General features: G+C 64.8%; 26 protein-coding genes. 16 read left to right on the top strand and 10 right to left on the bottom strand.

Features of this window, described 5'->3' with window-relative positions:
* A partial coding sequence (locus KFO72_RS33970; RefSeq protein ID WP_225033931.1) for a hypothetical protein occupies positions 1–328 on the top strand: 328 nt, incomplete at its 5' end.
* Here KFO72_RS33970 and KFO72_RS33965 read toward each other — a convergent pair.
* Together KFO72_RS33965 and KFO72_RS33960 are read right to left on the bottom strand one after the other, a co-directional pair.
* Positions 300–482, bottom strand: a complete 183-nt coding sequence (locus KFO72_RS33965; protein ID WP_054930172.1) for a hypothetical protein — start codon at positions 480–482, stop codon at positions 300–302. The genes KFO72_RS33970 and KFO72_RS33965 overlap by 29 nt on opposite strands.
* Positions 483–632: 150 nt before the next feature.
* Complete coding sequence (locus tag KFO72_RS33960) at positions 633–1538, bottom strand: NAD-dependent epimerase/dehydratase family protein (RefSeq protein WP_225033930.1); 906 nt, start codon at positions 1536–1538, stop codon at positions 633–635.
* Between the two features lie 392 nt (positions 1539–1930).
* On the opposite strand from KFO72_RS33960, the gene hutH reads away from it, so the two are divergent.
* The 8 genes from hutH to KFO72_RS33920 all read left to right on the top strand — a co-directional run bounded on the left by hutH (position 1931) and on the right by KFO72_RS33920 (position 11082).
* Positions 1931–3454, top strand: coding sequence for a histidine ammonia-lyase (hutH, locus tag KFO72_RS33955; protein ID WP_054930174.1), 1524 nt, complete (start codon positions 1931–1933; stop codon positions 3452–3454).
* A gap of 27 nt (positions 3455–3481) precedes the next feature.
* Positions 3482–4177: a histidine utilization repressor gene (gene hutC, locus KFO72_RS33950; RefSeq protein ID WP_054930175.1), complete on the top strand. Its 696-nt coding sequence runs from the start codon at positions 3482–3484 to the stop codon at positions 4175–4177.
* 61 nt (positions 4178–4238) lie between these two features.
* A complete protein-coding gene (gene hutU / locus KFO72_RS33945; protein WP_225033929.1) occupies positions 4239–5927 on the top strand; it encodes a urocanate hydratase in 1689 nt (562 codons plus the stop codon).
* Positions 5928–5956: 29 nt separating this feature from the next.
* A complete protein-coding gene (locus KFO72_RS33940; RefSeq protein ID WP_225033928.1) occupies positions 5957–6547 on the top strand; it encodes a HutD family protein in 591 nt (196 codons plus the stop codon).
* 30 nt (positions 6548–6577) lie between these two features.
* Entirely contained in the window at positions 6578–7798 is a 1221-nt protein-coding gene (gene hutI, locus KFO72_RS33935; RefSeq protein ID WP_176052625.1) for an imidazolonepropionase, read from the top strand.
* Between the two features lie 25 nt (positions 7799–7823).
* Complete coding sequence (locus KFO72_RS33930; RefSeq protein ID WP_060600302.1) at positions 7824–9215, top strand: formimidoylglutamate deiminase; 1392 nt, start codon at positions 7824–7826, stop codon at positions 9213–9215.
* Positions 9216–9246: 31 nt separating this feature from the next.
* Positions 9247–10059, top strand: a complete 813-nt coding sequence (hutG, locus tag KFO72_RS33925; RefSeq protein ID WP_225033927.1) for an N-formylglutamate deformylase — start codon at positions 9247–9249, stop codon at positions 10057–10059.
* Positions 10060–10419: 360 nt separating this feature from the next.
* Positions 10420–11082 carry a hypothetical protein gene (locus tag KFO72_RS33920; protein WP_054930201.1) on the top strand — a complete coding sequence of 221 codons (663 nt, stop codon included), beginning with the start codon at positions 10420–10422 and terminating at the stop codon, positions 11080–11082.
* Between the two features lie 39 nt (positions 11083–11121).
* Here the strand turns inward: KFO72_RS33920 and fnr are convergent, their stop codons facing one another.
* The 6 genes from fnr to flhD all read right to left on the bottom strand — a co-directional run bounded on the left by fnr (position 11122) and on the right by flhD (position 15758).
* Positions 11122–11898: a fumarate/nitrate reduction transcriptional regulator Fnr gene (fnr, locus tag KFO72_RS33915; RefSeq protein ID WP_054930202.1), complete on the bottom strand. Its 777-nt coding sequence runs from the start codon at positions 11896–11898 to the stop codon at positions 11122–11124.
* A gap of 210 nt (positions 11899–12108) precedes the next feature.
* Positions 12109–12756: a response regulator transcription factor gene (locus KFO72_RS33910; protein WP_054930181.1), complete on the bottom strand. Its 648-nt coding sequence runs from the start codon at positions 12754–12756 to the stop codon at positions 12109–12111.
* A complete protein-coding gene (locus KFO72_RS33905) occupies positions 12753–14099 on the bottom strand; it encodes a PAS domain-containing sensor histidine kinase (protein ID WP_054930182.1) in 1347 nt (448 codons plus the stop codon). The genes KFO72_RS33910 and KFO72_RS33905 overlap by 4 nt, the downstream gene beginning before the upstream one ends.
* A gap of 397 nt (positions 14100–14496) precedes the next feature.
* Positions 14497–14787: a flagellar transcriptional regulator FlhD gene (locus tag KFO72_RS33900; RefSeq protein WP_054930183.1), complete on the bottom strand. Its 291-nt coding sequence runs from the start codon at positions 14785–14787 to the stop codon at positions 14497–14499.
* An 84-nt stretch (positions 14788–14871) separates the two neighbouring features.
* On the bottom strand, positions 14872–15444 hold the full coding sequence (flhC, locus tag KFO72_RS33895; protein WP_225033926.1) for a flagellar transcriptional regulator FlhC: 573 nt from the start codon (positions 15442–15444) through the stop codon (positions 14872–14874).
* Positions 15444–15758 carry a flagellar transcriptional regulator FlhD gene (flhD, locus tag KFO72_RS33890; protein ID WP_054930185.1) on the bottom strand — a complete coding sequence of 105 codons (315 nt, stop codon included), beginning with the start codon at positions 15756–15758 and terminating at the stop codon, positions 15444–15446. Before flhD ends, flhC begins: the two co-directional genes overlap by 1 nt.
* A gap of 523 nt (positions 15759–16281) precedes the next feature.
* Between flhD and KFO72_RS33885 the strand changes: the two genes are divergently transcribed.
* The 3 genes from KFO72_RS33885 (at position 16282) to KFO72_RS33875 (ending at position 19597) form a co-directional block, all read left to right on the top strand.
* A complete protein-coding gene (locus tag KFO72_RS33885; protein ID WP_225033925.1) occupies positions 16282–17976 on the top strand; it encodes a methyl-accepting chemotaxis protein in 1695 nt (564 codons plus the stop codon).
* A 17-nt stretch (positions 17977–17993) separates the two neighbouring features.
* On the top strand, positions 17994–18218 hold the full coding sequence (locus tag KFO72_RS33880; protein ID WP_225033924.1) for a hypothetical protein: 225 nt from the start codon (positions 17994–17996) through the stop codon (positions 18216–18218).
* Positions 18219–18535: 317 nt separating this feature from the next.
* Positions 18536–19597: an EAL domain-containing protein gene (locus KFO72_RS33875; protein WP_225033923.1), complete on the top strand. Its 1062-nt coding sequence runs from the start codon at positions 18536–18538 to the stop codon at positions 19595–19597.
* A gap of 25 nt (positions 19598–19622) precedes the next feature.
* On the opposite strand, the gene KFO72_RS33870 is transcribed toward KFO72_RS33875, so the two are convergent.
* A complete protein-coding gene (locus KFO72_RS33870) occupies positions 19623–20477 on the bottom strand; it encodes a LysR family transcriptional regulator (RefSeq protein WP_054930187.1) in 855 nt (284 codons plus the stop codon).
* Between the two features lie 145 nt (positions 20478–20622).
* On the opposite strand from KFO72_RS33870, the gene KFO72_RS33865 reads away from it, so the two are divergent.
* Both KFO72_RS33865 and KFO72_RS33860 read left to right on the top strand, forming a co-directional pair.
* Positions 20623–21846, top strand: a complete 1224-nt coding sequence (locus KFO72_RS33865) for an aminotransferase class I/II-fold pyridoxal phosphate-dependent enzyme (protein WP_225033922.1) — start codon at positions 20623–20625, stop codon at positions 21844–21846.
* A 114-nt stretch (positions 21847–21960) separates the two neighbouring features.
* Positions 21961–23349 carry a DHA2 family efflux MFS transporter permease subunit gene (locus tag KFO72_RS33860; RefSeq protein WP_060600316.1) on the top strand — a complete coding sequence of 463 codons (1389 nt, stop codon included), beginning with the start codon at positions 21961–21963 and terminating at the stop codon, positions 23347–23349.
* A 28-nt stretch (positions 23350–23377) separates the two neighbouring features.
* Here the strand turns inward: KFO72_RS33860 and KFO72_RS33855 are convergent, their stop codons facing one another.
* Positions 23378–23926: a hypothetical protein gene (locus tag KFO72_RS33855; RefSeq protein WP_225033921.1), complete on the bottom strand. Its 549-nt coding sequence runs from the start codon at positions 23924–23926 to the stop codon at positions 23378–23380.
* Between the two features lie 109 nt (positions 23927–24035).
* On the opposite strand from KFO72_RS33855, the gene KFO72_RS33850 reads away from it, so the two are divergent.
* Together KFO72_RS33850 and KFO72_RS33845 are read left to right on the top strand one after the other, a co-directional pair.
* The gene (locus tag KFO72_RS33850; RefSeq protein WP_225033920.1) at positions 24036–24971 is read left to right on the top strand and encodes a helix-turn-helix transcriptional regulator; all 936 of its coding nucleotides are present in this window, start codon (positions 24036–24038) and stop codon (positions 24969–24971) included.
* Entirely contained in the window at positions 24968–26860 is a 1893-nt protein-coding gene (locus KFO72_RS33845) for a DUF3857 domain-containing transglutaminase family protein (protein ID WP_225033919.1), read from the top strand. The genes KFO72_RS33850 and KFO72_RS33845 overlap by 4 nt, the downstream gene beginning before the upstream one ends.
* The last annotated feature ends 126 nt before the right edge of the window (positions 26861–26986 follow it).

Here is a 26986-nt window from a genome sequence, read left to right as displayed (position 1 = left end):
AAAGAAAAGTAGGTGCCGCCCCGCACAGGGGCGACGCTTGAAGCGAGCTAACGCAACGCGGATGCCAACGCAAACCCAGACAACCCGCCCAACGGTCGAAAGGCGATCAATAGAAATTGCCGCCCGCACAGGGGCAACAAAGGGGGCAACAAAGGGGCAACAAAGTGAAGCACGCTATCGCATAGCAAATACCACAGCAAACCCCAACCCCGCGACCGCGAAACAAAACCAAAAACCAAAACCAAAAAAAACAAAACCAAAAAAACAAAACCAAAAAAACAAAACCAAAAAAACAAAACTCACAACGACATCTCAAACGCCGGCCTGAGAAACAACTCAATCCCCATCACCACAAGCCCCATCGCACCCGAAGCAAGCGTCAGCGTCCCATACTCATCGTAACGAGAGTCATACAAACAAGCGACCACGAACAGAATCGCGAGCAGATTGGTCAGCCAGTCGAAATTAAGTGCAAGCAACATTGAATGATCCGTGCCCGAGCCGATAGATCGAGGTCGTCATCAACCTCATCGAACATCGCCGATTCTAGCGATTCGAGCTTACGGATACGCAACATCCTGGCTTACAACGTGTGCACTGGCCAACGTTCTACGCACGGTTTTAGGCGTGTTTCACGCGTCTTTCATCATGTCGTTCCCGATCCACTCGATCACCGACGTGTGCTTCGGCTGCCAGCCGAGCAACGTACGCGCACGAGTGCCGCGCACGCGGCTGTTCGAGCCGAGACCATACGACGCCATTTCATAACCCCATTCGTCGATCGCCTGATCGAGCGGCCAGTCCTGCGCCGGGCCGAGATGCATTGCCTTGGCGATCGCCTCCGTCATCTCGCGGAATGACGCTTCGCCGCTTTCGACGAAATAGAACGTGCCCGCCGGGCTCTTGTCGAGCGCGAGCCGATACAGTTCGACCACGTCGTCGATGAAAACATTCGACCAGATGTTGCCGCCGCTGCCCACGTGCCGCACGACGCCGCTCTTTTGCGCCTGCCGCACGAGGCGCGGCAGTTGCACGCTGGCGCTGCCTTTCACGGCGCCATGCCCATAAATCAGCGTGTTGCACAGCACGGATGAGCGGACGCCGCGCTTCGCCGCGTCGAGCACGAGGTTGTCGATGGCGACGCGCGGCGCCTTGTCCGCCGTCGGCTCGGGTAGCGCGTCTTCCGTGTAGATCTTCGCGTCGCCGCGTTCGCCGCCCGACGCATCGCCGACGATGCTCGAACCGCTCGTATGCAGTAACGGCTTGCCGGAGCCTTCGAGGCCTTCGATCAACGCTTCCACCGCGCCGCGATGGTCGCTGCTCGCCGCATTGATGACGGCGTCGGCGGCCCTGGCTTGCGCGATCAGCATGTCGCGGTCGTCGAGCGTACCGACGACAGGCTCGATGCCGAGGCGCTTCAGTTCAGCCGCATGCTCCGGATTGCGGATCAGGCCCGTCACACGATGTCCCGCGCGCACGAGACCCGCCGCAATCGATCCGCCGATAAAGCCACTCGCGCCAGTGATGAAGATATTCAAGACGTTCTCCTTCGAGAGAAAACTGGGAATGACTTGAGTATGGCGGCAGGCGAGTTTTGCAAAAAGCGCGTCAGTCTCAAATCAATCTTGATCTGGAATCAAGAATGACGTGGCGGGAGGCGCTGGGCCCAAGGCTAGCCCGGCTTTTTGTCCGCTTGCCAACCCGAAAATTGGATGTGTATATACAAGTTATCGGGTTTTCTCTGGCGAGAACGCAACTGAACGGCGCCCGGCGTCACCGCGGACCCAAGCGGGCCAAACCGCCAGAACCATGCCAGCAACCCCGCTGTGCCTAATGGAAACTCCCTATCCAAAACCCCAAAATTTGAGTTGTATATACAAGCTGACGCGGCTACACTTTCTCAAAATTTGTATAGACAGGAACTCACATCATGATCCTTACGCCCGGCACCCTGACTTTGTCCCAACTGCGCCAGATCGCTCGCGAGCAGGTCACGTTGGAACTCGATCCCGCGAGCTTCGCCGCCATCGACGCCTGCGCTCAAGCCGTCGCGGACATCGCCGCGAAGGGCGAGCCGGCGTACGGCATCAATACGGGCTTCGGCCGTCTCGCGAGCACGCACATTCCGCATGACCAGCTCGAACTGCTGCAGCGCAATCTGGTGCTCTCGCACGCCGTTGGCGTCGGTGAGCCGATGTCGCGGCCGGTCGTGCGCCTGTTGATCGCGCTCAAGCTGTCGAGCCTCGGCCGAGGTCACTCGGGCATTCGCCGCGAAGTGATGGAGGCGCTCATCAAGCTGTTCAACGCTGACGTGCTGCCCGTGATTCCCGTGAAGGGCTCGGTCGGCGCATCGGGCGATCTCGCGCCGCTCGCGCATATGTCGGCCGTGCTGCTCGGCGTCGGCGAAGTGTTCGCCAAGGGCGAGCGCGTCCCGGCGACGGAAGGCCTGCGTCTCGTCGGCCTGAAGCCGCTGACGCTGCAAGCCAAGGAAGGCCTCGCGCTGCTGAACGGCACGCAGGCATCGACGGCGCTCGCGCTGTACAACATGTTCGCGATCGAGGATCTGTATCGCACGGGTCTGGTGGCGGGCGCGCTCTCGGTGGACGCGGCGATGGGCTCCGTCAAGCCGTTCGATCACCGCATTCACGCGCTGCGCGGCCATCAAGGCCAGATCGATGCAGCGGCAGCGTATCGCACGCTGCTCGACGGCTCGGCCATCAACGTGTCGCACGCCGACTGCGACAAGGTGCAAGACCCGTACAGCCTGCGCTGCCAGCCGCAAGTGATGGGCGCGTGCCTCGACCAGATGCGCGCCGCCGCGCAAGTGCTGCTCGTCGAAGCGAACGCCGTGTCGGACAACCCGCTGATCTTCCCGGATACGGGCGAAGTACTGTCGGGCGGCAACTTCCACGCGGAACCCGTCGCATTCGCCGCCGACAACCTCGCGCTCGCCGCATCGGAAATCGGCGCGCTCGCCGAGCGCCGCATCGCGCTGCTGATCGACGCGACGCTGTCGGGCCTGCCACCGTTCCTCGTCAAGGATGGCGGCGTGAACTCGGGCTTCATGATCGCGCACGTCACGGCTGCTGCGCTCGCGTCGGAGAACAAGACGCTGGCTCACCCGGCTTCCGTCGATTCGCTGCCCACGTCGGCCAATCAGGAGGACCACGTGTCGATGGCGACCTTCGCCGCGCGCAAGCTCGCCGACATCGCCGAGAACACCGCGAACATCCTGTCGATCGAACTGCTCGCCGCTGCGCAAGGCGTCGATCTGCGCGCGCCGCACAAGACCAGCCCGGCGCTGCAAAAAGTAATGGACACGATCCGCGCACAGGTCGCGCACTACGAACTCGACCACTACTTCGCGCCCGACATCGCCGCTTGCACGAAGCTCGTGCAGGACGGCACGATCGCTGCGCACAGCCCGTTCTCGTTCATCTCCGAGCAACGTTAATTCATCCGTACAGCGAGACGCCCCGGCATGAACGCACCGGCCTATCAGGGAATCAAGGACTTCATCCTCGCCCGTATTCACGCGGGCGAATGGAGCGAAGGCCATCAGGTTCCATCGGAGAATGAGCTTGCGCGCGAATTCAACGTCGCGCGCATGACGGTCAACCGCGCGTTGCGCGAATTGACGGCCGATCAGGTGCTCACGCGCGTTCAGGGCTCGGGCACGTTCGTCGCGCGGCCGAAGTACGAGTCGACGCTGGTGGCGATCCGCAGCATCTCCGACGAGATCGTCGCGCGTGGTCATCGTTATCACGCGAAGGTGCTGCACGTGGGCGCCGCGATCGCCGACGAAGAACTCGCTGCCGAAATGCAGGTGAGTGCGGGCAACCCGATTTTTCATTCGCGCGTGCTGCACTTCGAGAACGACGAGCCCGTCCAGCTCGAAGAGCGCTGGGTCAACCCGGCCGTCGCGCCCGAATACGCGTTGCAGGACTTTACGAACACGACGCCTAACCAGTATCTCGTACGCGTCGCGCCGCTGCAGCGCGTCGAGTACCGCATCGAAGCCGCCGCGCCGGATGCCGACACCCGCCGGCATCTGACGATGGACGATGCCGAACCTTGCCTCGTGCTGCACCGGCGCACGTGGTCGCAGGGTGTGGTCGCTTCGGTGGCCAACCTGTGGCACCCCGGCAACCGCTACCGGTTCACCGGCCACTTTTAGATTCCCGTTTCCGTTCAATCTTCGACTCCGTTACCGAGTTATCAGCGCTTCCGAGGGCATCATGAACAACCCGAAACACATCGACCTGCGTCTCGACCCGACCCGCACGATCCGCGCACCGCGCGGCAGCGAGAAAACCTGCAAGACCTGGATCGCGGAAGCCGCGTACCGGATGATCCAGAACAATCTGGACCCGGAAGTGGCCGAACATCCGCATGCGCTCGTCGTGTACGGCGGCATCGGGCGCGCGGCGCGCAACTGGGATTGCTTCGATCAGATCCTCACGTCGCTGAAAGACCTCGAAGAAAACGAGACGCTGCTGATTCAATCGGGCAAGCCCGTTGGCGTGTTCCGCACGCATGCCGACGCGCCGCGCGTGCTTCTCGCGAATTCGAACCTCGTGCCGCACTGGGCGAACTGGGACCACTTTCACGAACTCGACCGCAAGGGCCTGATGATGTACGGCCAGATGACGGCGGGCAGCTGGATCTATATCGGCAGCCAGGGCATCGTGCAGGGCACGTACGAGACGTTCTTCTCGGTGGCGAACCAGCATTTCAACGGCGATCCGAAGGGCCGCTGGATCCTGACGGGCGGTCTCGGCGGCATGGGCGGCGCGCAGCCGCTCGCGGCAACGATGGCGGGCTTCTCGATGATCGCCGTCGAATGCGATGAGTCGCGCATCGACTTCCGCCTGAAGACGCGTTATGTCGACAAGAAGGCGATGACGCTCGACGAAGCGCTCGCGATGATCGAAGAAGCGAAGAAGACGGGCAACCCGGTTTCGATCGGCCTGCTCGGCAATGCCGCTGACGTATTCGCCGAACTGGTTGCGCGCAACATCACGCCGGACTGCGTGACCGACCAGACCAGCGCGCACGACCCGATTCACGGCTATCTGCCGCAAGGCTGGAAGATCGAGGACTGGCGCGAGCGTCAGAAGACGGACCCGCAAAGCATCGTGACGCCCGCCAAGCAGTCGATGGCCAAGCAGGTGCAAGCCATGCTCACGCTGCAGGAACGCGGCGCCGCGACGCTCGATTACGGCAACAACATCCGTCAGATGGCGCTGGAAATGGGCGTGCAGAACGCGTTCGATTTCCCCGGTTTCGTGCCCGCGTACATTCGCCCGCTCTTCTGCGAAGGCAAGGGTCCGTTCCGCTGGGTCGCACTGTCGGGCGATCCCGAAGACATCTACAAGACGGACCAGAAGGTCAAGGAACTGATCCCCGACGATCCGCACCTGCACAACTGGCTCGACATGGCGCGCGAGCGCATCGCGTTCCAGGGCTTGCCGGCGCGTATCTGCTGGGTCGGCGTGAAGGATCGCTATCGTCTGGGCCAGGCGTTCAACGAAATGGTCAAGAACGGCGAACTGAAGGCGCCGATCGTCATCGGCCGCGATCATCTGGATACGGGTTCGGTTGCGAGCCCGAACCGCGAGACGGAATCGATGAAGGACGGCTCGGACGCGGTCAGCGACTGGCCGCTGCTCAACGCACTGCTGAACACGGCAGGCGGCGCATCGTGGGTGTCGCTGCATCATGGCGGCGGTGTCGGCATGGGCTTCAGTCAGCACTCGGGCGTCGTGATCGTCGCCGATGGCTCGGACGCCGCGCATGAGCGTCTCGGCCGCGTGCTGTTCAACGATCCCGCGACGGGCGTGATGCGTCACGCGGACGCCGGTTACGAGCTCGCGCAGGAAACGGCGCGCGAAGCCGGTCTCAAGCTGCCGATGCTGGGCCGTTGATCGTGACCGCGACGCGATCGACTGCCAGCGTGTCGCTGATTCGCGGCGCGGACCTCGTGGCGTCGCCGTGGAAGAACGGCGGCGGCGTCACGCGCGAGGTCGCCGCGTTCCCCGAGGGCGCGGCGCTCGACTCTTTCGTGTGGCGCGTGAGCGTCGCCGACGTCGCGCAAGTCGGTCCATTCTCGCGCTTCGCGGGAATCGACCGGACGCTCGTGCTGCTGTCGGGCGCGGGCATGCTGCTCGACGAAGCTGGCGGTGCGACTCACACGCTGCGCGAGCCGCTCGACATCGCGCGCTTCGAAGGCGAAATGGCCATCGACGCGCGACTGATCGACGGTGCGACGCGCGATTTCAACCTGATGGTGCGGCGTGGCGCGGCAACGGGCGACGTCGCAATCTGGCGCGACCCGACGCACACGCAACTCGATGCCGATGTCGTGCTGTTGTTCTGCGCGCAAGGCGAGTTGCACGTCGCGACGGACAACGCTGCCAACACAACGACGCTCGTGACCATGGACACGTTACGCATCGACCATGCACGCGCGTTGTCATGCGAAGTCACAGGGAAGGGCGCGCTGCTCGCCATTAGCATCCGCTATCTCGACACATCGCAAGCCTGAGCGCTTGCCCACATCACAGACAGCCCTGCCATGAAGCAAACCGTCTGGAACCATCTGAAGCTCTGTGCGCAGGGCGATCCCAACCAAACGATCGACGACGCCGCGATCGCCGTCGAGAACGGCCGCATCGCGTGGCTCGGCGCGTCGCGCGAGTTGCCCGCGCAATACGCCGCGTGGCCGCGCGAAGACCTGGGCGGCGCGTGGGTGACGCCCGGTCTTGTCGATTGCCATACGCATCTCGTGTACGGTGGCCAGCGCGCCGACGAATTCGCGCAGCGGCTCGCGGGCGTCAGCTACGAAGCCATCGCGAAGCAGGGCGGTGGCATCGTCTCGACGGTGCGCGCCACGCGTGCCGCCGATGAAGCGTCGCTGTTCGCGCAGTCGGCCGCGCGGCTCGAAGCGATGCTTGCCGAAGGTGTCACGGCCATCGAAATCAAATCCGGCTACGGGCTCGACTTGCAAAGCGAACGCAAGATGCTGCGCGTCGCGCGGCAACTCGGCGAGCGTTATCCCGTGACGGTGTACACCACGTTTCTCGGCGCGCATGCGTTGCCGCCGGAATTCGCGGGCCGCGCCGACGACTACATCGACGAAGTCTGCGAGCGCATGCTGCCCGCACTGGCCGACGAAGGACTCGTCGATGCCGTCGATGTGTTCTGCGAGCGCATCGGCTTCTCGCTCGAACAGAGCGAGCGGGTGTTCAATGCCGCTGCGCGCCGCGGGCTGCCCGTCAAGATGCACGCGGAGCAGTTGTCCAACGGTGGCGGCACGGTGCTTGCCGCGCGGCATGGGGCATTGTCGGCGGATCACCTGGAGTTTCTCGACGAAGCGGGCGTCGCCGCGATGAAGGAAGCGGGCACGGTCGCCGTGCTGCTGCCGGGCGCGTTCTATTTCATTCGCGAGACGCAATTGCCGCCGCTCGACCTGTTGCGCCGCTACGAAGTGCCCATCGCGATTTCGACGGACAGCAATCCGGGCACCTCGCCCTCGACCTCGCTGCCGCTGATGATGAACATGGCGACAACGCTGTTCCGCATGACCGTGCCCGAAGTGCTGCAAGGCGTGACGCGCCACGCGGCGCAGGCGCTCGGCAAGGCGGATAAGCACGGAGCGCTCGCCGTCGGACGCAACGCCGATTTCGCGGTGTGGCCGGTGCAGTCGCTTGCGGAACTTGCCTACTGGATTGGACGCCCGCTGTGCGCACGCGTCGTGCGCGGCGGTGAAACCGTCTATACGCGTCGGGTGCACTGAGCGCGACGCGAGAATGGGATCGAACATGACTCAAGCCACTCAATCGCTTTTCGCCGATCACGCGTATCTGCCCGAAGGCTGGCGGCGCAACGTGCTGCTGCAATGGGACGCGCACGGCGCGCTCGTCTCGGTGACAGCCGATGCGCAAGCGCCCGCAGGCGTCGCCAAAGCCAGCGGTCCCGTGTTGCCCGGCATGCCGAACCTGCATTCGCACGCGTTCCAGCGCGCGATGGCGGGCCTCACCGAATACCGGGCGAACGCCACCGATAACTTCTGGAGCTGGCGCGACCTGATGTATCGCTTCGCTGCGCGCATCACGCCGGAAGGGCTCGCGTCGATCGCGCAATGGCTTTACATCGAGATGCTGAAGGCGGGCTACACGTCCGTCTGCGAATTCCATTACGTGCATCACATGCAGGACGGCAAGCGCTACGCGAACGACGCGGAACTCGCGCAACGCGTGGTCGATGCGGCGGGCGCGAGCGGTATCGGCATGACGATGCTGCCGGTGCTGTATCAGTACGCGGGCTTTGGCGCACAGCCGCCGCGCGACGACCAGCGCCGCTTCATCAACACGCCCGACAGTCTGCTTGGGTTGCTCGACACGCTGCGCCGCGCGCGTCCCGAGCACGGCGCGCTGCGCTACGGCGTCGCGCCGCATTCGTTGCGCGCGGTGTCGAACGATTCGCTGCGCGAGTTGCTGAATGGACTCGATGCGATGTCGCCAGGCGCGCCTGTGCACATCCATATCGCCGAGCAAACGGCGGAGGTCGACGCGTGCGTCGCAACGGAAGGCGCACGGCCCGTGCAATGGCTGCTCGATCGCTTCGATGTCGACGCGCGCTGGTGCCTCGTCCACGCGACGCATGTCGATGCCGATGAAACGGCCGCGCTCGCGAAGAGCGGCGCCGTCGCGGGCCTGTGCCTCACGACGGAAGCCAACCTCGGCGACGGTATCTTTCCGGCGCACGACTATCTGGAACAAAAGGGGCGCATCGGCGTCGGCAGCGACAGCCATATCGGCGTCGACTGGCGTGCGGAACTGCGGCTGCTCGAATACGGTCAACGTCTGTCGAGGCGGCAGCGCAACGTGCTTGCGTCGGCCGATATGCCGCGCGTCGCGGACCGTCTGTACGCGGCGTCGCTGGAAGGCGGCGCGCTCGCGACGGGTCGCGCGGCAGGCGCATTGCGCACGGGCGCGCGCGCCGATTTCATGGTGCTCGATGCGGACCACGCGAGCATCGCCGAACACGCGAACGACGCGTGGCTTTCCGGTGTCGTATTCTGCGAGCACGGCGAGACACCCATTCGCGATGTCTACGCGGGCGGCGCCAAAGTGGTCGACAACCGCAAGCATCGCGACGAAGAGCGCGCGTATGCGCAATATCGCGCGGCGCTCGCCGAACTGCTGAAGTGAACCCGAGTCAACTTTGAGAAGCACCGACGACATGACCGCCACCGATACCTTGCCCGTCTTCTCGCTGCATCGGGGAAGCCTGCCGTTCCTGATCTCGATCCCGCATCTGGGCACGCGCCTGCCCGCCGATATCGCCGCGCAGATGACGCCCGCCGCCGCGCGCACCGACGATTGCGACTGGCATCTCGACCGCCTGTATGCGTTCGCCAGGCGCATGGGTGCGTCGATTCTGACGCCGACCTATGCGCGCTACGTGATCGATCTGAACCGTCCGCCCGATGGCGCCAACCTCTATCCGGGGCAGGACACGACGGGCCTGCTGCCCGTCGATACCTTCGACAAGGAGCCGCTCTATCGCGACGGCCGCTTGCCCGACGACGCCGAAGTCGCGCGGCGCCGCGACCTGTACTGGAAGCCGTATCACGAGGCCCTGCAGGGCGAGCTTGCTGCACTGAAGGCGCAGCACGGCAAGGTGCTGCTGTGGGAAGCGCATTCGATCCGCTCGCATGTGCCGCGCTTCTTCGACGGCCGCTTGCCCGATTTCAACTTCGGCACGTCGAACGGCGCGAGCGCGGCGCCGGGGCTCGCGGAAGCGCTCGCGAAAATCGTCGACGGACATGGCGGCTATACGGCCGTGGCGAACGGCCGCTTCAAGGGCGGCTACATCACGCGCCACTATGGCCAGCCTGAGCAGGGCGTGCATGCAGTGCAGCTCGAGCTTTCGCAGATCACCTACATGCAGGAACAGATGCCCTATGCGTACGACGAAGCGCTCGCAGGCAAAATCGAGCCGTTGCTCGACAAGCTCGTGAAGACGGCGCTCTCGCACGTCGCGACGGCCTGAAAGGCGCGTGCGCGCGGGCTTCGGGCCACGCGCGCAGCGACCTCGCAGACGTCCGGCCGGACGTCTCGCTCCCTCCGCTGATTTGCCGCGTGGCGAAGTCCACATGGCGAAATCCATCCGTCCTCGTGCCTCGGTGCGGAACGCCGACCGCCTGCCGGGGTCAATGCTCAGTGAAACGCCCATGTGCCGCGACGCGTAACGGTGTTGCCTTTGCGCAGCAACCGCGGTGCGAATCCGGTTGCGCGCCGCATGGCGATGCGACTATCGTTGTCGGACGCGGCGCACGGGCATGCGTGTTGCGGTGCGTATGGTCCGATCAACGCAGGCTTAGCAGCAAGACTGATGAAGGAAGACCCAGCGATGGAATATTCCGACGAATCCCTGCTTCCCATCTGGCGGGCCAATCTGGCGTTGCTGACGCGGGAGGTCGGCGCGGTGACACGGCTTGCGCGGATGATGACGTTCTCCGCGTCGTATCTGAAGCTGATGCTCGCCGGGCAGCGCGATTTCAGCGAGGAGTTCGTGCGCGGCGTCGAGTCCGTGACGGGACTGCCCGGCGGCTGGATGGACGCGCCGCATGAACCCGCAGACGTGCCCGACAATGCGCGCGAAGCGATCGACAACGAAACGCCGCTCGCGCGTTTCCGCGGCACGGCGCACCCGGTACGCAAGAAATCGGTGCTGCGTCCACCGGAGCCGATTTTCGGACAGCAGGCGCCGCGCCGTCCGGAGGACGAAGTCCACGAAGCCGAACAGCACCGGCGCCAGGCGTATTTCCGCAAGGTGCGCGATCTTGCCGTGCAGGAAGTGCGGCGCTTCGAGCGCTCGCTGACGCATCCGACCGTCGAGTTCGCATCGGTGCGTACCAAAGTCGAAGACGTGCTGTCGGCCGCCGAGCTCGATGATCCCATTCACGCCGATCTGGCCGGCCGCCTCGAACAGATCGACAAGCATCGGCACATGCTGTTGCGTCACACCGAGCGGCTGCACGCATTGCTGGTGCAATTGGGCGAAGAAGGATGAACGTGCAGTGGGCCGCTGCCTCAACGCGTGCAGCGCGCGTCAGAGCCGCGCGAGCGCGCCGCTGTCCAGAATGCGAATCTGCTTGCCGCGCGCCTGCACGAGCCTTTCCTGCTGCAGCCGTGAGAACATGCGGCTCGCCGTTTCGAGCGTGATGCCCAGGTAGCTGCCGATCTCGCTGCGCGTCATGCGCATGTTGAACTCCGTCGCGGAGTAGCCGCGCGTGCCATAGCGCTCGGCGAGATTCAGCAGGAAGGCCGCAACCCGCTGCTCGGCGCGCATCGTGCCGAGCAGCATGATCATGTTCGATTCGCGGACAATCTCGCGGCTCATCACCTTGTGCAGATGCCGCTGCATGGGCTTGATTTCGCGGCACACGTCTTCGAGCAGCTCGAATGGAATCACGCAGACGGTGCTGCGTTCGAGCGCAATCGCGCCGCACAGATGCTGCTCGCCGACAATCCCGTCGAGTCCCAGCATTTCCCCCGCAATCTGAAAGCCCGTCACCTGCTCGCGTCCTTCGCGATGCATGACGACCGTCTTGAACGAGCCGCTGCGCAGAATGTAGACGTTGTGAAACGGGTCGTTCGCGCGATACAGGCTCGCGCCGCGCTGCACGGTGCGCACCTCCTGAACCAGCGAATCGACTTGCGCAAGCTCCTCGGCGTTCAGCTCGCCGGGATTGCACAGCGGGCTGATCGCACATTGCGAACAGCGCGGCGCGGGATGCTGCGCACCGCCTGGCTGGAGCCTGCGTACGAAGTCGGTTGCCTGTGTGAACGGCGAGGGCGTGAGCATCGGTGCATCGGCAAGTAGCATGGTGGCCTCCTTCGGGAACACGCGTGCGGGCCCTGATGCACGCACGATGAAATGGTGTTGTCCGGCGTGCGTCGCCGCGGTCGGGCAGCAACGCGCGCACTGTCAACCCCGAAAGTATGTTGGGTGCTGTCTCAAAATTGAATCAGCGGCGAATGAATCTGCGGTCAGTCGATCGGAGGGCGCGTAGGGTGTCGCCTACAGCGGACCCGTTCAGGACTCTTCGCTGTCGTCGAACAGCTTGTGGCGCATCGCGTAACGCACCAGCGCGGCGCCATGCGGCATCTGCATCTTGTCGAGGATGCGCGCCTTGTAGGTGCTGATCGTCTTGGTGCTGACGCACAGCTGCGCGGCGATCTCGCCGATCGTCTGGCCTGCCGTGATGCGGCGGAACACGTCGAACTCGCGGTCGCTGAGCCGTTGATGCGGCAGCATCTCGAGCGGCTCGTGCAGGTTGCGCGCGAAGCGCTCGGCCATCGAAAGGCTCATGTAGACGCCGCCGCCCGCGATCTTCGTCAGCGCGCTCACCAGCTCACTGCTCGCGCTTTCCTTCGTCAGATAGCCGGACGCGCCCGCCTTGAAGGCGCGCACGGCGTACTGGTGCTCGCCGTGCATCGTCAGCACGAGAATGTGGAGGCCGGCATTGGTGGCCTTGATCTGCGGGATCATTTCGACGCCGTTGCGCCCCGGCATCGACAGGTCGAGGATCAGGATGTGCGCGTCCGTCGAGCGCACCAGCGCGATCGTGCTGGCCGCGTCGGCGGCTTCGCCGGCTACTTCGAACTCGGGTGAGCCCTTCAGGATGTGGCGCAGACCTTCGCGTATCAGCGCGTGGTCGTCGGCGATGAGAATGCGGATCATGGCTGCGTCTCTTCAGATTGCAATGCGTCGAGCGGAAACGTGATGGACAGGTTGAAGCCGCGGCCGGGCTCGCCCGTCGATAGCGTGCCGCCGAGCATATGGACCCGCTCGCGAATGCCGAGCAGCCCGAAATTCCTGCCGGTGCGTGGATCGCGCGGGTGTCCGGCGGCGGGCAGCCCGCGGCCGTCGTCGACGATGTCGAGCGTGCAGTGCTCGCCGTCGACGCGCATCGCGAGCGTGACGAGCGACGCTCGTGCATGCTTCGCGACATTCGTCAGCGCTTCCTGGACGATGCGAAAAATCGCCGTCGCCGCACCGTGCGAAAACGCCGCCGCGCCAACCTCGAGCCGTCGTGCCACGCGTATGCCATAGCGCTGGGAGAAATCGTCGGCGAGCCAGTCGATCGCCGCGACGAGGCCGAGATCGTCGAGCATCGCGGGCCGCTGGTTCGCCGCGATGTGCCGCACGGACGCCACCATCGCGTCGATCACGCGTGTCATCGCATGCAGCCGCTCGTGCACGTACGCGTTGTCGATTCCTTCGCGTTCCAGCGCATGCCCGATCACCGACAGGTCCATTTTCAGCGCAGTCAGCGATTGCCCGAGATCGTCGTGCAACTCGCGCGCGATGTGCGCCTTCTCTTCCTCGCGCACACGCTGCAGGTTTGCCGACAGCTCGCGCAGGTCTTCGCGCGACTGCTTGAGCGCTTCCTCGGCGCGCACGCGCTCGGTGATGTCGCGCAGCATCACGGTGTAGAGCTTCTCGTTGTCATACTGGCTTTGCGAAATGGATGCCTCGATGGGGAACTCCCGGCCGTCGGCGCGCAACGCATACAGCACGCGCTGGCTGCCCATGCGCCGGTCGGACCCGCTCGTCGCGCCAAAATGCTCGACATGCTTCGCATGCGCGATGCGAAACCGTTCGGGGATGAAGCGCGAGAGCGGACCGCCCAGCACCTTCGCCGCCTCGCAACCGAGCAGTTCCTCCGCCATCGGGTTCATCAGCACGATGCGCTGCATCGCGTCGATCGTGACGATTGCCTCGCGCGACGAGCGGATGATGGCTGTCAGGCGGGCCTCGTCGAAGGTTTGAACGGGCGCTGTGTTGTGCGCATCGTCGTCGAACGGGCTTGCGTGGGCGAGGCGGCTGAGCCGTTCCTGCCGGTGCGACCACACGATGCACGCGAGCGCGCACGCGAGTCCCGTCGCGGCCGCGACGATCGTCGTCCATCGCAGCGTGAGGGAGGCGGTGACCGAGGCTGCGAGCACTCCCGCCATGAAGACGGCGAGCGTCATCGATGCCGTGCGCAGGTTCAGGCAGGATGGCGATGCGGCAGGGTTCATGTGCTGGTTCAGATCGTCCGGTTGCAGCGGGCGCGCCTGGACTTGCGCAGCAGCGTCGCGTGTGCCCGCCCAGGCGCGTTGCGGGTCGTGTCTTGGTGTGTGCGATGTTTTGTGCCAGGTTTGCCCGTTGCGTCACGTTGGCGCTCGAGCGGGCGCCCTGTGCGTGCAATCACGCACGGCGAGGCGGCCGTTGCGTGGCATGCGTGCTGCAGCGAACGATCCTCATGAATGCTCGTAGCCAAATCATATGTCGAATAGGATAACTATCAATACATACGGCTGGAAACGACGTTTCCAGATTTGAGAGTCCGCACGAACGCCAGAGCGTTCTACGGTCGATTCGAATCGGGTTGATCCGGTTTCGATGCATGTTGCAGGGCGCCAATCCGGGGGCTGCTCAAGCCGCGAGCGGCTCGGCTGTCTGCCGTTCGACGCCGCGCGGAACGCCGTGAGCAAGCGACGCCAGCAGCGCGCAGTCGTCGAGCGCGAAGCGGCAGAAAAGCATGTTCGTCGCGGCGAGCCTCGCGATCTGTTCGGGCGGCAAGCTGGCAATCTCCTTCAACGATTCCTCGCCGACCCTGAGCAGACGCATGGCCATCGGACTATCGACGCGCGCCAGCCGTTGCGCGAGCAAGAGAAATGACAGATTCACCTCCCGGATTTCGTTGAGCGTTTCGTTGTGGTCCAACTTTGAATCTCCTGACTAGAAGCATGCGCGATATGCCGTGGGTGTCGGCGCGCGCGGTTCGTCCCGTTGTGCGGGACGGGTCCATTATTCGGTTTTGGCGGGGCGGCCTGTTTTTCCCGCCCGCGAGGGCGGCTTGCACAGACCGCAGACGTAGCCGGGTTCGAGCTCATAGGCGAGCGCGAGGAAGTCTCCCTTGCAGCAACCGCACGTTCTCAGATGCAGCAGGTCGCTCTCGACGAACCTCACGAGCGTCCACGCGCGGGTGAAGCTCAAGATGGGGTCGGTGCCCTGAGGCACGTGTTCCAGATAGAGCCGGTACGCCGCGATGATCGCCGCGATCCGCCGGATGTCGCGCTGCGCGGAGACGGACCGGTACAACGCATGGAACAGCGACGCATGGATGTTCGGCAGCCACGTCACGTACCAGTCGGCGGAAAACGGCAACATGCCTTTGGGCGGCGATTCTCGGTGCAATTCCTTGTAGAGGCGAATCAGACGGTCACGCGACAACGTCGTTTCGGCTTGCGTGACCTGCAGCCGCGCGCCGAGTTCGAACAGTTCGATGGCAAGCAGCGTCTCGTTGACGTCGTCGACAAGGCGACGTTGCCCCGGGTCTGTGCGCGCGACCACGGCCCTCAGCGAAGCAAGCGCGGTCATTACAGGGTTCTCGCCGGCAATTGCGCGAGCAGCATCGCGGCGTGCATCGGCTGCATCTCGTGCCGGCCGAGGCTGTCGTTGAGCGCGCTCAGCACAGATCCCTCATGAAGACCGACGCCGCACAGCAGCACGTCCGAATCGGCGAGCCGCACGATCTGCGCGGCGGACAGGCCGCCGATGATCGCTGCGAGCGGTGCCGACACGCCAAGCCGCACCTGTGCCTCGACGGAATTCCTGCGCACGAGGCTTTGAGCCAGCATCAGATAGGCAAGGTTGACTTCGCGTATCTCCGAAAAAACATCGTCAGCGTTCATGGTTTCCTCGCAGGCAAGGCGGCGTGGCTACGATCAGACGGTGCTATCCGAACGGCATGACATCGCAATCAACCCGCGCGATGCGTCCGTAGCGCTTACGTCGAATTCCCGAGCGAGAGTATTGCCCGCGTTGTCTCAAAATAATATGGGTGTTCGGTTGAATTGCGCGTAGGGCAGGGGGATATCGTGTAGGGCGTGGATGACAGATCTATTTTCATGCCGTGCCATTGTCATGCGAGACACGTACGGGAAATATAGAAAAGGTTTCCTAAATATATAAGAATTTTCCCGCCTATCTTGATATTGACCTCCATCATTGCCCGCACGCCCGGCCAACCTTACGATCTCAATGGACAGTCGCCCCTAACGACGCATGTGATGCGTTGCGGCTCGATCGACATAAGAACGCGACCTGACGAAGACGCGTTCCGCCACGGCTGCGCGATGCGCGCGAGCCGTCTTCTTCTTCAGGCGCGAGGCGCGGCACGTGAGCCGCCCGAGCGCCACCATCCGGCAGAGTGGAATGACCCAGTTTTTTCAAACGATCCGCTTCAGGATCATCGCGGCCTTTGCCGTCTGTACCGTGTTACTGGTTGGCAATGCGCTGTACGGCATGCGATCCGTCAAATCGATCAGCGACAACATGCAGGTCGCCTACACAGGCAATCTGGTTCCCGTTACGCAACTCGCCATGTTCCGCATCCACGAGATCGAAATCCGCCGTTTGCTGTGGCAGACACTCGTGACGCAGGACAAGGACAACCTGCGGCGCGTGCGCGAGCTGCTGGCCGCAATGGATTCGTGCTGGGCGCAATACTATTCGGGCGGCATCAGCAGCGCCGATGAGCAGACGCTTGCCGACAGGATTCACGCTCAGGCTGGCATGTTCAGGTCGGCGATCGATCAGGAGGTCGCGCAGATCGAGAGCGGCGACATGGCGGGCGCTATCGGGTTCCAGCGCAATACCGTGGTGCGCGTGGCCGAGGCGCTCAATGCGCTGATCCAGCAGGACATGGACCTGAACCAGGCACAGGCGAAAGAATTCGCGGGCGACAGCGCGCGCTCGTCGAAGCAGATGTTCTGGATCGCGCTCGGCATGCTGGCGTCGAGCGCGCTCGTGTGTCTCGGCGCGACGGTGTATCTGTCGAAGGCGATCACACGGCCATTGAACCGCTCTGTCGAGATCGCCAACGATATCGCGGACGGCCGTCTGGACCGTTCGATCGCGGTCGACGCGAAAGGCGAGTTCGGCTCGCTGCTCGACGCGATGAAGCGTATGAGCGAGCAGCTCGCGGACACCGTGCGCCGCATCAAGACGTCGAGCGACTCGGTAACCGTAGCCTCGCACGAGATCGCGGCGGGCAACATGGAGTTGTCGTCGCGCACGGAAGAGCAGGCGGCGTCCGTCGAAGAGACGGCCGCGACGATGACGGAGCTGGCCGAAACCGTGAAGCAGAACGCCGACAACGCGCGCCAGGCCAATGCGCTGTCGGCCAACGCCCGCTCGATGGCCGATGCGAGCAACGACGCGGTGCAGGCGATGATGCGCACGATCGGCAACATCAGCGAGAGCTCCGCGAAGATCGCCGATATCACGGCGCTGATCGAAGGCATTGCGTTCCAGACCAATATCCTCGCACTGAACGCGGCCGTTGAAGCGGCACGCGCGGGCGAGCAGGGGCGTGGCTTTGCCGTCGTCGCGGGTGAAGTGCGCTCGCTCGCGCAACGTTCGTCGTCGGCGGCGAAGGAGATCAAGGATCTGATCGAGTCTTCGACGGCACTCGTCAAGGACGGTTCGCGCCAGGCAGAAGAAGTCGGCTCGACGATGGGCCAGGTGATGCGTGCGATCAAGCAGGTGTCCGATATCGTCGGTGAAATTTCTGCGGCGTCGGAAGAGCAGAGCCAGGGCATCGAGCAGATGAGCCAGGCGATCAGCCAGATCGACGCGGTCACACAGCAGAACGCGGCGCTCGTCGAGCAGTCGGCAGCGGCAGCGCAGGCGCTCGACGAGCAGGCGGTCCAGATGACGGGCGCGATCGCCGTCTTCAGGCTCGCCGATGCGCGCAACGCCGCGCCTGCCGTGACGTTGCCGCGCGCCGTGCGCCCGCCCGTCGCCGCGGCAAGGCATGCACTGGCGGTGCGCTGCGCCGCGCCTGCCGCGAAGCCGGGCGTGGCAAATGCGACCGTATCTGCCGATGACGACTGGGAGTCGTTTTGAACGTGATGGAAACCTCGATGCAAGCCTCTTCCACTGATCGCGCCGAGTGTTACGACGACGGCGACAGCACGGGTTCGTCTGTTGAGCTCACGCAGCTTTCGTCGCTGCAAAGCGATGCGCTGATCCAGTACGGCGCGCGCATGAAGAAGGTGTGGAACGAACCGCGCATGAGCAACTTGCCCGAGTGCTATCACTCGACAATCGCTGCAGAAGTCGCGCACTTCGACGAGGCGCTTCGCTAGCGTGCTGGCGCGCGCGTTGCCAGCCGTCGAAAAAACAGGCTCCGCAGCCGGGGAACTGCGGAGCCCGAAGAGACGTCGCGCACCGTGGAGTGTGACGCGCTCGTCCCGTCGGCTAGGAGCTAGCCGAGAAGAGATTGTCGGCACTGTGTCCGCAGAAGGCATTGATATTGGTCAGCGTCTTCGCGCCAGTGCATTCATGTGATGGTGTGTATCCAGGATTGCCTGGCATCCCATATCAATACGCTCGCCTTGCGGATCGTCACCCCATAGGTGGCGACGCGCACGAACGCTTCCCCAACATTTCGGCCAGACCATTTATGAGCAGATCAAGTTCAACCGGCTCCGGTGCGGCGCCGCGCCCCGTGCATCGGCGATGGGGCGACATGCTGCGCGCGGATGCGTTGCGCATGCACTATCAGCCGCTGCTCGACCTGCGCACCGGCCGCGTGACGAAGGTCGAAGCGCTCGCGCGGCTGCGCGACGGTGACGCGCTGATCGCACCAGGCCAGTTTCTGCCTTCGCTGTGCGGCGACGGCCATCTCGAGCTGTATAGGCGCGGTCTCGCACAGGTGCTGACGCAGCGCAACGCGTGGCGGCGTATTGGCATCGACGTGGTCGCGTCGGTCAATCTGCCGCCGGCCGCGCTCGGCGATCCGCGCTACTTCGACGCGACGCGCGCCGCGTTCCGCGAATTCGGCTGCGCACCGGGCGAACTGATGCTGGAAGTGCTGGAGTCGGGCGCATTGCCATGCGGCGTCGAACTGGACGCGCAGATCGCGAGCTACAAGACGCTCGGCGTCGAGCTCGCGCAGGACGATCTGGGGACGGGGCACAGCAGCCTGAGCCGGTTGCGCGAGCTGCCGTTCGACTGCGTGAAGATCGATCGCAGCATCGCGGATCTGCAGGATCATGACGCCGCCGATGTGCTGCCGTTCATCCATCATCTGGCGCGGCTTGGGCAGGCGCTCGGCAAAGCCGTGGTGGTCGAGGGCGTCGAGGACCCGGCGCTGCTCGACGCGCTGCGGATCTTCGGCGTCGATCTCGCGCAGGGCTATGGGATTGCGCGTCCGATGCCGGGCGAGCAATTTCCCGAATGGATCGCGCAGGCGCACTTCGAACCGCGGCGCGCAGCGCGCGCTAGCCGCTACGCGCGGCTCGCGTACCTGATGGTGTGGGAAGAGCGCATGCTCGCCGACGCGCATCTGCGCACCCAAGGCGCGGCCGGCCATCCCGGCGCAAAGGGGGATATCGACGCATGGCTTGCCGGCGATGGCCCCGGCGCGCAGGCTCGCGACGGCCTGCTCGATGCGGCGCGCGATTCGGGCGTGCACAGCGGCGCTTATCGCGCGGCGCGGCAACGGTTAATCGCGACGATGTGAAGCGTACAGCGGCGCGCGAATCTGCTCAGTCGCGCAGTTCGCTGAGGATCTGCTCGGCCAGATAGTCGCACGGCGGGCGGTTCGAGCGCGCGCTGCGCGCGAGGATGATCTCCAGTTCGGGCAACTTCGGCAGGCCATGCTGGCGGCCGAGCGTGACGAAGCGCTCGGGCACCGCGCAACGCGCGAGCGGCGCGACGGCCAGACCCGCGTCGACCATGCTGAACAGGCCCATCAGGCTCGGGCTTTCATACGACGTGCGATAGGTGATCTTCGCGCGCTCCAGCGTCTGAATCGCGTTGGCGCGCGCGACGCTGCCCACGCCGAACAGCGCGATAGGCAGCGGGCGTTCCTTCCACACTTCGCGTCCCGCTGTGGACGTGCCCGCCCACACCATCGGCTCGAGCCGGATGAATTCGCCCGCCAGCCCCTTCACACGCGTCACGCACGCGAGGTCGATCTTGTTGTCCTTCAGCAGCGGCGCGAGCGCGTTGCTCGGCAGGCCGACCACCTGGATCTCGACCTTCGGATAGGTCGCCGAGAAGTTGCGCAGCACGGACGGCAGCAGCGATGAAGCGTAATCGTCCGGTACGCCGATCGCGACGCGGCCTTTCACGTCGGGATGCACGACGGATGCCCACGCTTCGTCGCGCAGCGCGAGCATGCGCCGCGCGTAGCTGAGCATGACCTGGCCGTCCTGCGTGAGCGTCACGCTGCGTGGGCCGCGTACGAACAGCGGCTTGCCGAGCGCGGTTTCGAGCGAACGGATCTGCATGCTCAGCGCGGACTGCGAGCGGTGCACGAGCGCCGCGCCGCGCACGAAGCTGCCGGTGTCGGCGATGGCGACGAACATCGCGAGCACATCGAGATCGAGGGCTTTCATCCGCTTGCCTCTCCTTGAAATACGTATAAGAAATATTGATCGAAATGTTCAATATAACGCGTTTGTCTGATCTCAGGGGCAGCGGCATACTGGCCTCACACACTGCGCTCGACATCCGGTGCGAGCGCGCTCACCCGGGGACATCATGGCGACGGCTTCCACTTACGACGAATTCCGGCAGCTTGCGATGCGGCTCGACATGTCGCGCGGCAAGCCGTCGCCCGAGCAACTCGATCTGTCGCGCGCACTGCTCGACGAAGCGGGCACGGTCGGTTACGTGTCGCGCGACGGCATCGACTGCCGCAACTACGGGCATGTGCTGGGCTTGCCCGAGGCGCGCGAGTTCGGCGCGCAATTGCTGGACGTGGATGCGTCGCAAGTGGTCGCGGCAGGCAATTCGAGCCTCGAACTGATGCACGATGCGCTCGCGTTCGCGATGCTGCACGGCATGCCAGGGCACGCCCCGTGGAGCCGGCAGGGCGAAGTGGCGTTCCTGTGCCCGGTGCCCGGCTACGACCGGCATTTCGCGATCTGCGAGGCGCTCGGCATTCGCATGATCCCCGTGCCGATGACCCAGGACGGCCCCGACGTGGACGCCGTGGAAGCGCACGTGAAAAGCGATCCGTCGATCAAAGGCATCTGGTGCATGCCGCTCTACAGCAACCCGAGCGGCGCGATCTGGTCGCGTGAAACCGTCGAGCGCCTTGCCGCGTTGCCCGCCGCCGCGAGCGACTTTCGGCTGTTCTGGGACGACGCATACCGCTTCCATCATCTGACGGACACGCCGCGTAGCACGCCCGGCATCGTCGAACTGTGCGAACGGGCGGGGCATGCGGACCGGGCGCTGGTGTTCGCGTCGCTGTCGAAGGTCACGGTGGCGGGCGGCGGCATCGCGTTTCTCGCGGCGTCGCAGCGCAATATCGGCTGGTGGCAAAAGCATATGAGCGTGCGCACGATCGGCCCGGACAAGCTGAACCAGCTGCGCCACGTGCGCTTTCTGCGCGACCGCGACGGACTCGAACGCCTGATGGCGAAGCACCGCGCGCTGCTGCGTCCGAAGTTCGACGCGGTGGTGGCCACGTTCGAAGCACTGCTCGCGGGTGTCCCTGGCGTGTCGTGGAATCGTCCTGAAGGCGGCTATTTCATCAGCCTGTACGCGCCGAAGGGCTATGCGAAACGCACGGTCGCGCTGGCGGCGGAGGCCGGTCTCGTGCTGACGCCGGCGGGCGCCGCGTATCCGTATGGACGCGACGACGAAGACAGGCACCTGCGCATCGCGCCGTCCTTCCCGTCGCTCGATGAAGTGACGCTCGCGGCGCGCGGCATCGCGCTTTCGTTGCGGCGCGCGCTAGAAGAAGACGCGCGCTGACGGCCCCGTGCGCACGAGATGTGCCGCATCGGGCCGTAGCGGGCGCAACAAACCGTAACACCGTGCGTGCTTAGAGACTCGCCATCGGCGGCTGTTTTGCGGTAAAAGAACGGGATGACCGACCGCGCCCGCATCATTCCGCTGATCGTTGCCTGTCCGCTGTTCCTGCAAAACCTCGATACGTCCATCATGGCGACCGCGCTGCCTTCCATCGCGGGTTCGCTCGGCGTCGAGGCGCTGCATCTGAATCTCGCGATCACCTCTTATCTGCTGAGTCTCGCCGTGTTCCTGCCGGCGAGCGGCTGGCTTGCCGACCGCTTCGGCGCGCGCCGCGTGTTCTGCTCGGCAATCGGGATGTTTTCTCTCGCCTCGGCGCTGTGCGGGATCGCGACATCGCTGCCGCAACTCGTCGTATTTCGCGTGCTGCAGGGCATGGGCGGCGCGATGATGGTGCCAGTCGGCCGCTTGATCCTGCTGCGCAGCGTGCCGCCCGCGCGAATGGTCGCCGCGATGGTGTGGTTCACGGTGCCGGGTGCGGTGGGGCGCCTTGCCGGTCCGCTGCTCGGCGGGGTCGTGGTGACGCTCACGTCGTGGCGCTGGATCTTTCTGTTGAACGTGCCGTTCGGTGTGATCGGCGTGCTGTGCGCGCTTGCGTTCATCGACGACACGCACGAACGCATCGACGAGCGTTTCGATCTGCCCGGCTTCGTGCTGCTGTCGACGGGGCTCGTGGGTCTCGTCGGCGGGCTGGATACTGCTGGCCGCGGGCTCGTGCCGCAATGGGTGACGCTCGCGTTCACGGGCACGGGCGCGCTGTCGATGCTGCTGTATTGGCTGTATAGCCGCCGCCACGTCGATGCGATCATCGATCCCTTGCTGTTGCGCTACAAGGCGTACCGGACGGCCGTGCTCGGCGGCATGCCGCTGCGTATCGGGATTGGCGCGTCGCCGTTCCTGATGCCGTTGATGCTGCAACTGGGCTTCGGCCTGTCGCCGCTCACTTCGGGCTCGCTGAGCGTCGCGACGGCGGTCGGTTCGCTGGCGGTGCGCGGCGTGATGACCCAGGCGATTCAGCGCATCGGCTTTCGCACGCTGCTGATCGTCGCGACCTGCATGACGGGCTGCTTCTATGCGTGCTATGGGCTTTTCACGCCCAGTACGCCGCATCTGCTGATCTTCTGCACGCTGCTCGTGGGCGGCCTGTTCAATTCGCTCGCGATGGTCACGCTCAACACGCTCGGCTACTCCGACATGCCGAAGCCGAAGATGAGCCGCGCAACGGCGCTTTCCGGCATGGCGCAGCAGCTCTCGGTGAGCCTCGGCGTCGCGTTCGGCGCGTCGCTGCTCGCGCTGACCGCGCATCTGCACGGCGGCAGCGCCGCGCATCTCACCGCGCGCGATTTCTCGCCCGCGTTCTACGTCGTCGGCGCAGCGGTGCTGTGCTCGCTGTTCTTCTTCGTGAAGCTTTCGAAGGACGAGGGCGCGGAATTGCGGCAAGCCTGATCAGTGCGCGCGGCCCGCTGCAGATACGCTAGCCGCGTCTGCGCCGCGCGACGAATTCGCCTTCCAGATTCCACGTGACGCCATCGGCGGCGAGCGCGACGCCTGTCCAGCGGAACGAGTCGTCGGTGATGCCGGTGAAGTTCCAGCGGATCGGCGTACCGTTCGCATGCGTGCCGATCTGCACGATGTCCTGGCCAATCTTGCGGCCGATCAGTTCGTCGCGCTGTCCGCTCGCCGGATTGATGTAGGTGACGCGCCACGCTTCGATCGACGGGTCCCATACGCGCAGCGTCGTGCCGTACATGTCGAAACGTTGCTCATCGCGCACGCCGCGATCCGCGCGGCGCGGCATGATCCAGACGTCCTGCACGGCGCGCCCTTCGAGCACCCAGCCGAAATGAATCTCGCCTGTCAGATGCCGCTCGCGCACGTCGGCGCGGTAGTGCAGCACGTCCATGTCCCAACTGCCGATGAGCCAGCCGTAGAGGTCGTCGGCGGCGGCGATCCCCGCCGCGCGACCGGGCGCGGCGAGTGCTGCGTGAAACCCGGCAGCGGCACCGTGATCCAATGCATTCATTGGGGTTGCTCCGTATGCTGAAGCTGGTTGAATAGGGGTGGCGAACGCGTTGTGCCGCGCCTGCCGCCGTTGTGATAAAACGAGCATACGGACCTGCCGAGGTGACATCTTGGGAAAAATTGCCGTCGATCTCGAAGCCGCGCTGGCGCGCCGCGACACGCTCGGCGCGTCCGGCAGCACGCAGATGCGTGCGCTTGCCGCAGGCGACGGCTGGTCGGTGACGGACGTGCTGTGCACCTTCGGTCCGCGTGACAGGCCGTTCGAGGAGCAGCATGGGGGCGTGTGCATCGCGATCGTCGCGGCGGGCGCGTTCGGCTACCGGTCGGCGGCGGGGCGCGAACTGCTCACGCCGGGCTCGCTGCTGCTCGGCAATGCGGGCGAGTGCTTCGAATGCGGGCATCGGCATGCGCCCGGCGACCGCTGCGTGTCGTTTCACTATCAGCCCGCGTACTTCGAGCGGCTCGCCGCCGACGCAGGCTTCGCTGGCGCCGCGCCATCCTTCCGGCATGCGCGTATGCCGCCGTTGCGCGCGTTTTCCGGCCTGGTCGCGCGGGCGTGCGCCGGGGCGACGGAGCGCGCGTCCGGCACGGCATGGGACGAACTCGCCGTCGAACTGGCCGGGGCCGTGCTGCGCGCGACGCAAGCGGACACGAAACCTCATGCTGCGGCGACGAGCGCATCCGCATGGTCTCGCGTCACGCAGGCCGTGCGCCTGATCGACGACACGCCCGATGCGCCGCATACGCTCGCAAGTCTTTCGCAGATGTGCGGGCTGTCCGACTTCTACTTTCTGCGCACGTTCGGGCGCGTGACGGGCGTGACGCCGCATCAATACGTGCTGCGCGCGCGCCTGCGCCATGCGGCGCTGCGTCTTGCCGGAGAGGACACGAAGATCGTCGATATCGCGTTCGATAGCGGCTTTAACGACGTGTCCAATTTCAATCACGCGTTTCGCGTCGAATTCGGCATGAGCCCGCGTGCGTGGCGCATGCAGCGCGGCGTGCGCGAGAGAGTCGGGCGTCGCCGCATGGTGCGCGAGGCATGAGCCGGCGTGCGCACCGCTTGCGCGCGGCGGCCGTGTTGCCGCTGATCGTCGGCGCATGCGGCGCGGGCGCCGTGCATCCGCAGGAGCGCGTCGCTGCCGACGACCTGCCGCCATCGACGATCGAGCGCGACGTGCATCTGTTCGTCGTGCAAAAGGACGGCTCGATCGAGGAGCGTGACGACACGGTGCTGCGCGCGAACACGACGAGCGGCGTCGACGATATCGCGCAGCGCTATGTGTGGTTCAACAAGGATATCGAGCAGGTGCAGCTGCTTGCGGCGGAAACGATCGACCCGAACGGCGTTGCGCATCCCGTAGGGCCCGACGGCATTCGCGACGTGCAGGAGCCGCGCTCGGCGGGCGCGCCGACGTTTCAGGACGGCGTGCTGCGTACGGTGATCTTTCCGGGCGTCGAGCCGGGTTCGCGTGTGCATCTGGCGTTTCGCAAGACGCGCGCGTTGCCGTTGCAGGGCGGCACCTTCGCCTATTTCATCGAGCCGACGCGCGGCCCCGTCGACCTGCAGCAACTGATCTTCGACCTGCCCGCCGATGTCCCGCTATACGCCGACGCGCGCGGCTACGTCGCGTTGCCGCCCGTGACGGAGAATGGCCGCACGCGTTACACGTTCGAGTATCGGCATGGGCCGTATGCGCCCATCGAAGCGGGCGCCGTCGGCTACGCGACGTGGGGCGACCGTCTGATGGTCTCGACGACGCGCGACTTCGCATCGTTTGCGGAACGCTATCGGACGGCGGCGCTGGACCCGACGTGGCGCGATCCTGCCATTGCGCAGCTTGCGCAGGCGCTGACGGCGCGCACCGACGATCCGCGCGAGAAGGCGCAGATTCTGTACGACTGGGTGCGCCTGAACATTCGCTATGTCGCGCTCTTTCTGGGCGAGACGGCGGCCGTGCCGCACAAGGCGAGCGATATCCTGCGCAACCGCTATGGCGACTGCAAGGACCACGTTGCGTTGTATGGGGCGATGCTCGCGGCCGTCGGTATCGACAGTCAGGCTGTGCTTCTGAACCTTGGGCCGGTCTATGTGCTGCCCGATGTGCCGGGCTATGGCGCGAGCGCGATCAATCATGCGATCACGTGGATTCCTTCATTGCGCGTGTATGCGGATACGACGGCGGGTGGTATCGGTTTCGGTTATTTGCCGCCGGGCGCGATGGACCGGCCGGTGTTGCTGGTCGACGATGGCGTGCTCGCGCGCACGCCCGCGACGCAGGAACGCGGGCGCAACGCGCGGCTCGAGATCGATATCGAACGGACGGGCGCGGCGGCGTTCACGTATCGCGTCGAGGACGTGGGGGTATCGGCCGAGCTGGAGCGCAATGTGTTTCGTCGCGCGACGCGGCAGCGCTGGCAGTTGATTGCCGCTGATCGCTTGCGGCAGACGGGGTTGCATGGGATTGCACGGATGCAGCCAGGCGACGTGACGCCTACCGTGGGACCGTTTACGACCTTTATGCAGGGTTCGCTGGAGCACTTTACCTGGCCTGACGGCACGACGGCATTGCCCGCGTTGACGAGCCTGTCGGGCGGGATCGGGACGCAGGTGCAGGCATGGCTCGCCGAGCCGGAACGGACGCAGCCGTGGGTCTGTATTGGCGGCGACTTCGATGAGATCGCGCAGATTGGGTTGCCTGATAGTGTGCGTGTTACGGATATGCCGCAGGATGTTGTTGTGCGGGATCGGTTTTTTGATTATGAATCGCGGTATGTGTTTGATTCCGCTACGCGGGTTGTGCAGATTTCGCGGCGCTTGCGCGCGAGGTTTGGGCATCAGGTGTGTGGTGCTGATGAGTTTGCTATGGTTCGGGGTTCGCTCGTTAAGATTGAGAGGGATGCGTTGGCGCAGATTGTTGTGAGAGCACGGTAAGAGGTTGGTTGTTGTCTGCGACGCTTGGGTGGTTTGCTGGTGTTTTTGTTGTCCTTGTGCGCTTGCCTTTGCGCTGGCATCCGCGCATTGTTAGCGTGCTTCACGCGTCGCCCCTGTGCGGGGCGG

Origin of the sequence: Paraburkholderia sp. XV (genome assembly GCF_020177535.1) — a bacterium.
GTDB lineage: Bacteria > Pseudomonadota > Gammaproteobacteria > Burkholderiales > Burkholderiaceae > Paraburkholderia > Paraburkholderia caribensis.
This window is presented reverse-complemented; position numbering and strand designations above follow the sequence as displayed.

Bases quoted from the DNA above. Each gene is read 5' to 3' on its own strand.
- KFO72_RS33910 (WP_054930181.1), bottom strand. From the start codon at position 12,756: ATGATCCGCATTCTCATCGCCGACGACCACGCGCTGATACGCGAAGGT.
- hutI (WP_176052625.1), top strand. From the start codon at position 6,578: ATGAAGCAAACCGTCTGGAACCATCTGAAGCTCTGTGCGCAGGGCGAT.
- KFO72_RS33865 (WP_225033922.1), top strand. From the start codon at position 20,623: ATGGCGACGGCTTCCACTTACGACGAATTCCGGCAGCTTGCGATGCGG.
- KFO72_RS33875 (WP_225033923.1), top strand. From the start codon at position 18,536: ATGAGCAGATCAAGTTCAACCGGCTCCGGTGCGGCGCCGCGCCCCGTG.
- KFO72_RS33860 (WP_060600316.1), top strand. From the start codon at position 21,961: ATGACCGACCGCGCCCGCATCATTCCGCTGATCGTTGCCTGTCCGCTG.
- KFO72_RS33965 (WP_054930172.1), bottom strand. From the start codon at position 482: ATGTTGCTTGCACTTAATTTCGACTGGCTGACCAATCTGCTCGCGATT.
- hutU (WP_225033929.1), top strand. From the start codon at position 4,239: ATGAACAACCCGAAACACATCGACCTGCGTCTCGACCCGACCCGCACG.
- KFO72_RS33880 (WP_225033924.1), top strand. From the start codon at position 17,994: ATGCAAGCCTCTTCCACTGATCGCGCCGAGTGTTACGACGACGGCGAC.
- hutG (WP_225033927.1), top strand. From the start codon at position 9,247: ATGACCGCCACCGATACCTTGCCCGTCTTCTCGCTGCATCGGGGAAGC.
- flhC (WP_225033926.1), bottom strand. From the start codon at position 15,444: ATGACCGCGCTTGCTTCGCTGAGGGCCGTGGTCGCGCGCACAGACCCG.
- hutH (WP_054930174.1), top strand. From the start codon at position 1,931: ATGATCCTTACGCCCGGCACCCTGACTTTGTCCCAACTGCGCCAGATC.
- KFO72_RS33845 (WP_225033919.1), top strand. From the start codon at position 24,968: ATGAGCCGGCGTGCGCACCGCTTGCGCGCGGCGGCCGTGTTGCCGCTG.
- flhD (WP_054930185.1), bottom strand. From the start codon at position 15,758: ATGAACGCTGACGATGTTTTTTCGGAGATACGCGAAGTCAACCTTGCC.
- KFO72_RS33885 (WP_225033925.1), top strand. From the start codon at position 16,282: ATGACCCAGTTTTTTCAAACGATCCGCTTCAGGATCATCGCGGCCTTT.
- KFO72_RS33855 (WP_225033921.1), bottom strand. From the start codon at position 23,926: ATGAATGCATTGGATCACGGTGCCGCTGCCGGGTTTCACGCAGCACTC.
- KFO72_RS33905 (WP_054930182.1), bottom strand. From the start codon at position 14,099: ATGAACCCTGCCGCATCGCCATCCTGCCTGAACCTGCGCACGGCATCG.
- fnr (WP_054930202.1), bottom strand. From the start codon at position 11,898: ATGCTACTTGCCGATGCACCGATGCTCACGCCCTCGCCGTTCACACAG.
- KFO72_RS33930 (WP_060600302.1), top strand. From the start codon at position 7,824: ATGACTCAAGCCACTCAATCGCTTTTCGCCGATCACGCGTATCTGCCC.
- KFO72_RS33920 (WP_054930201.1), top strand. From the start codon at position 10,420: ATGGAATATTCCGACGAATCCCTGCTTCCCATCTGGCGGGCCAATCTG.
- KFO72_RS33870 (WP_054930187.1), bottom strand. From the start codon at position 20,477: ATGAAAGCCCTCGATCTCGATGTGCTCGCGATGTTCGTCGCCATCGCC.
- hutC (WP_054930175.1), top strand. From the start codon at position 3,482: ATGAACGCACCGGCCTATCAGGGAATCAAGGACTTCATCCTCGCCCGT.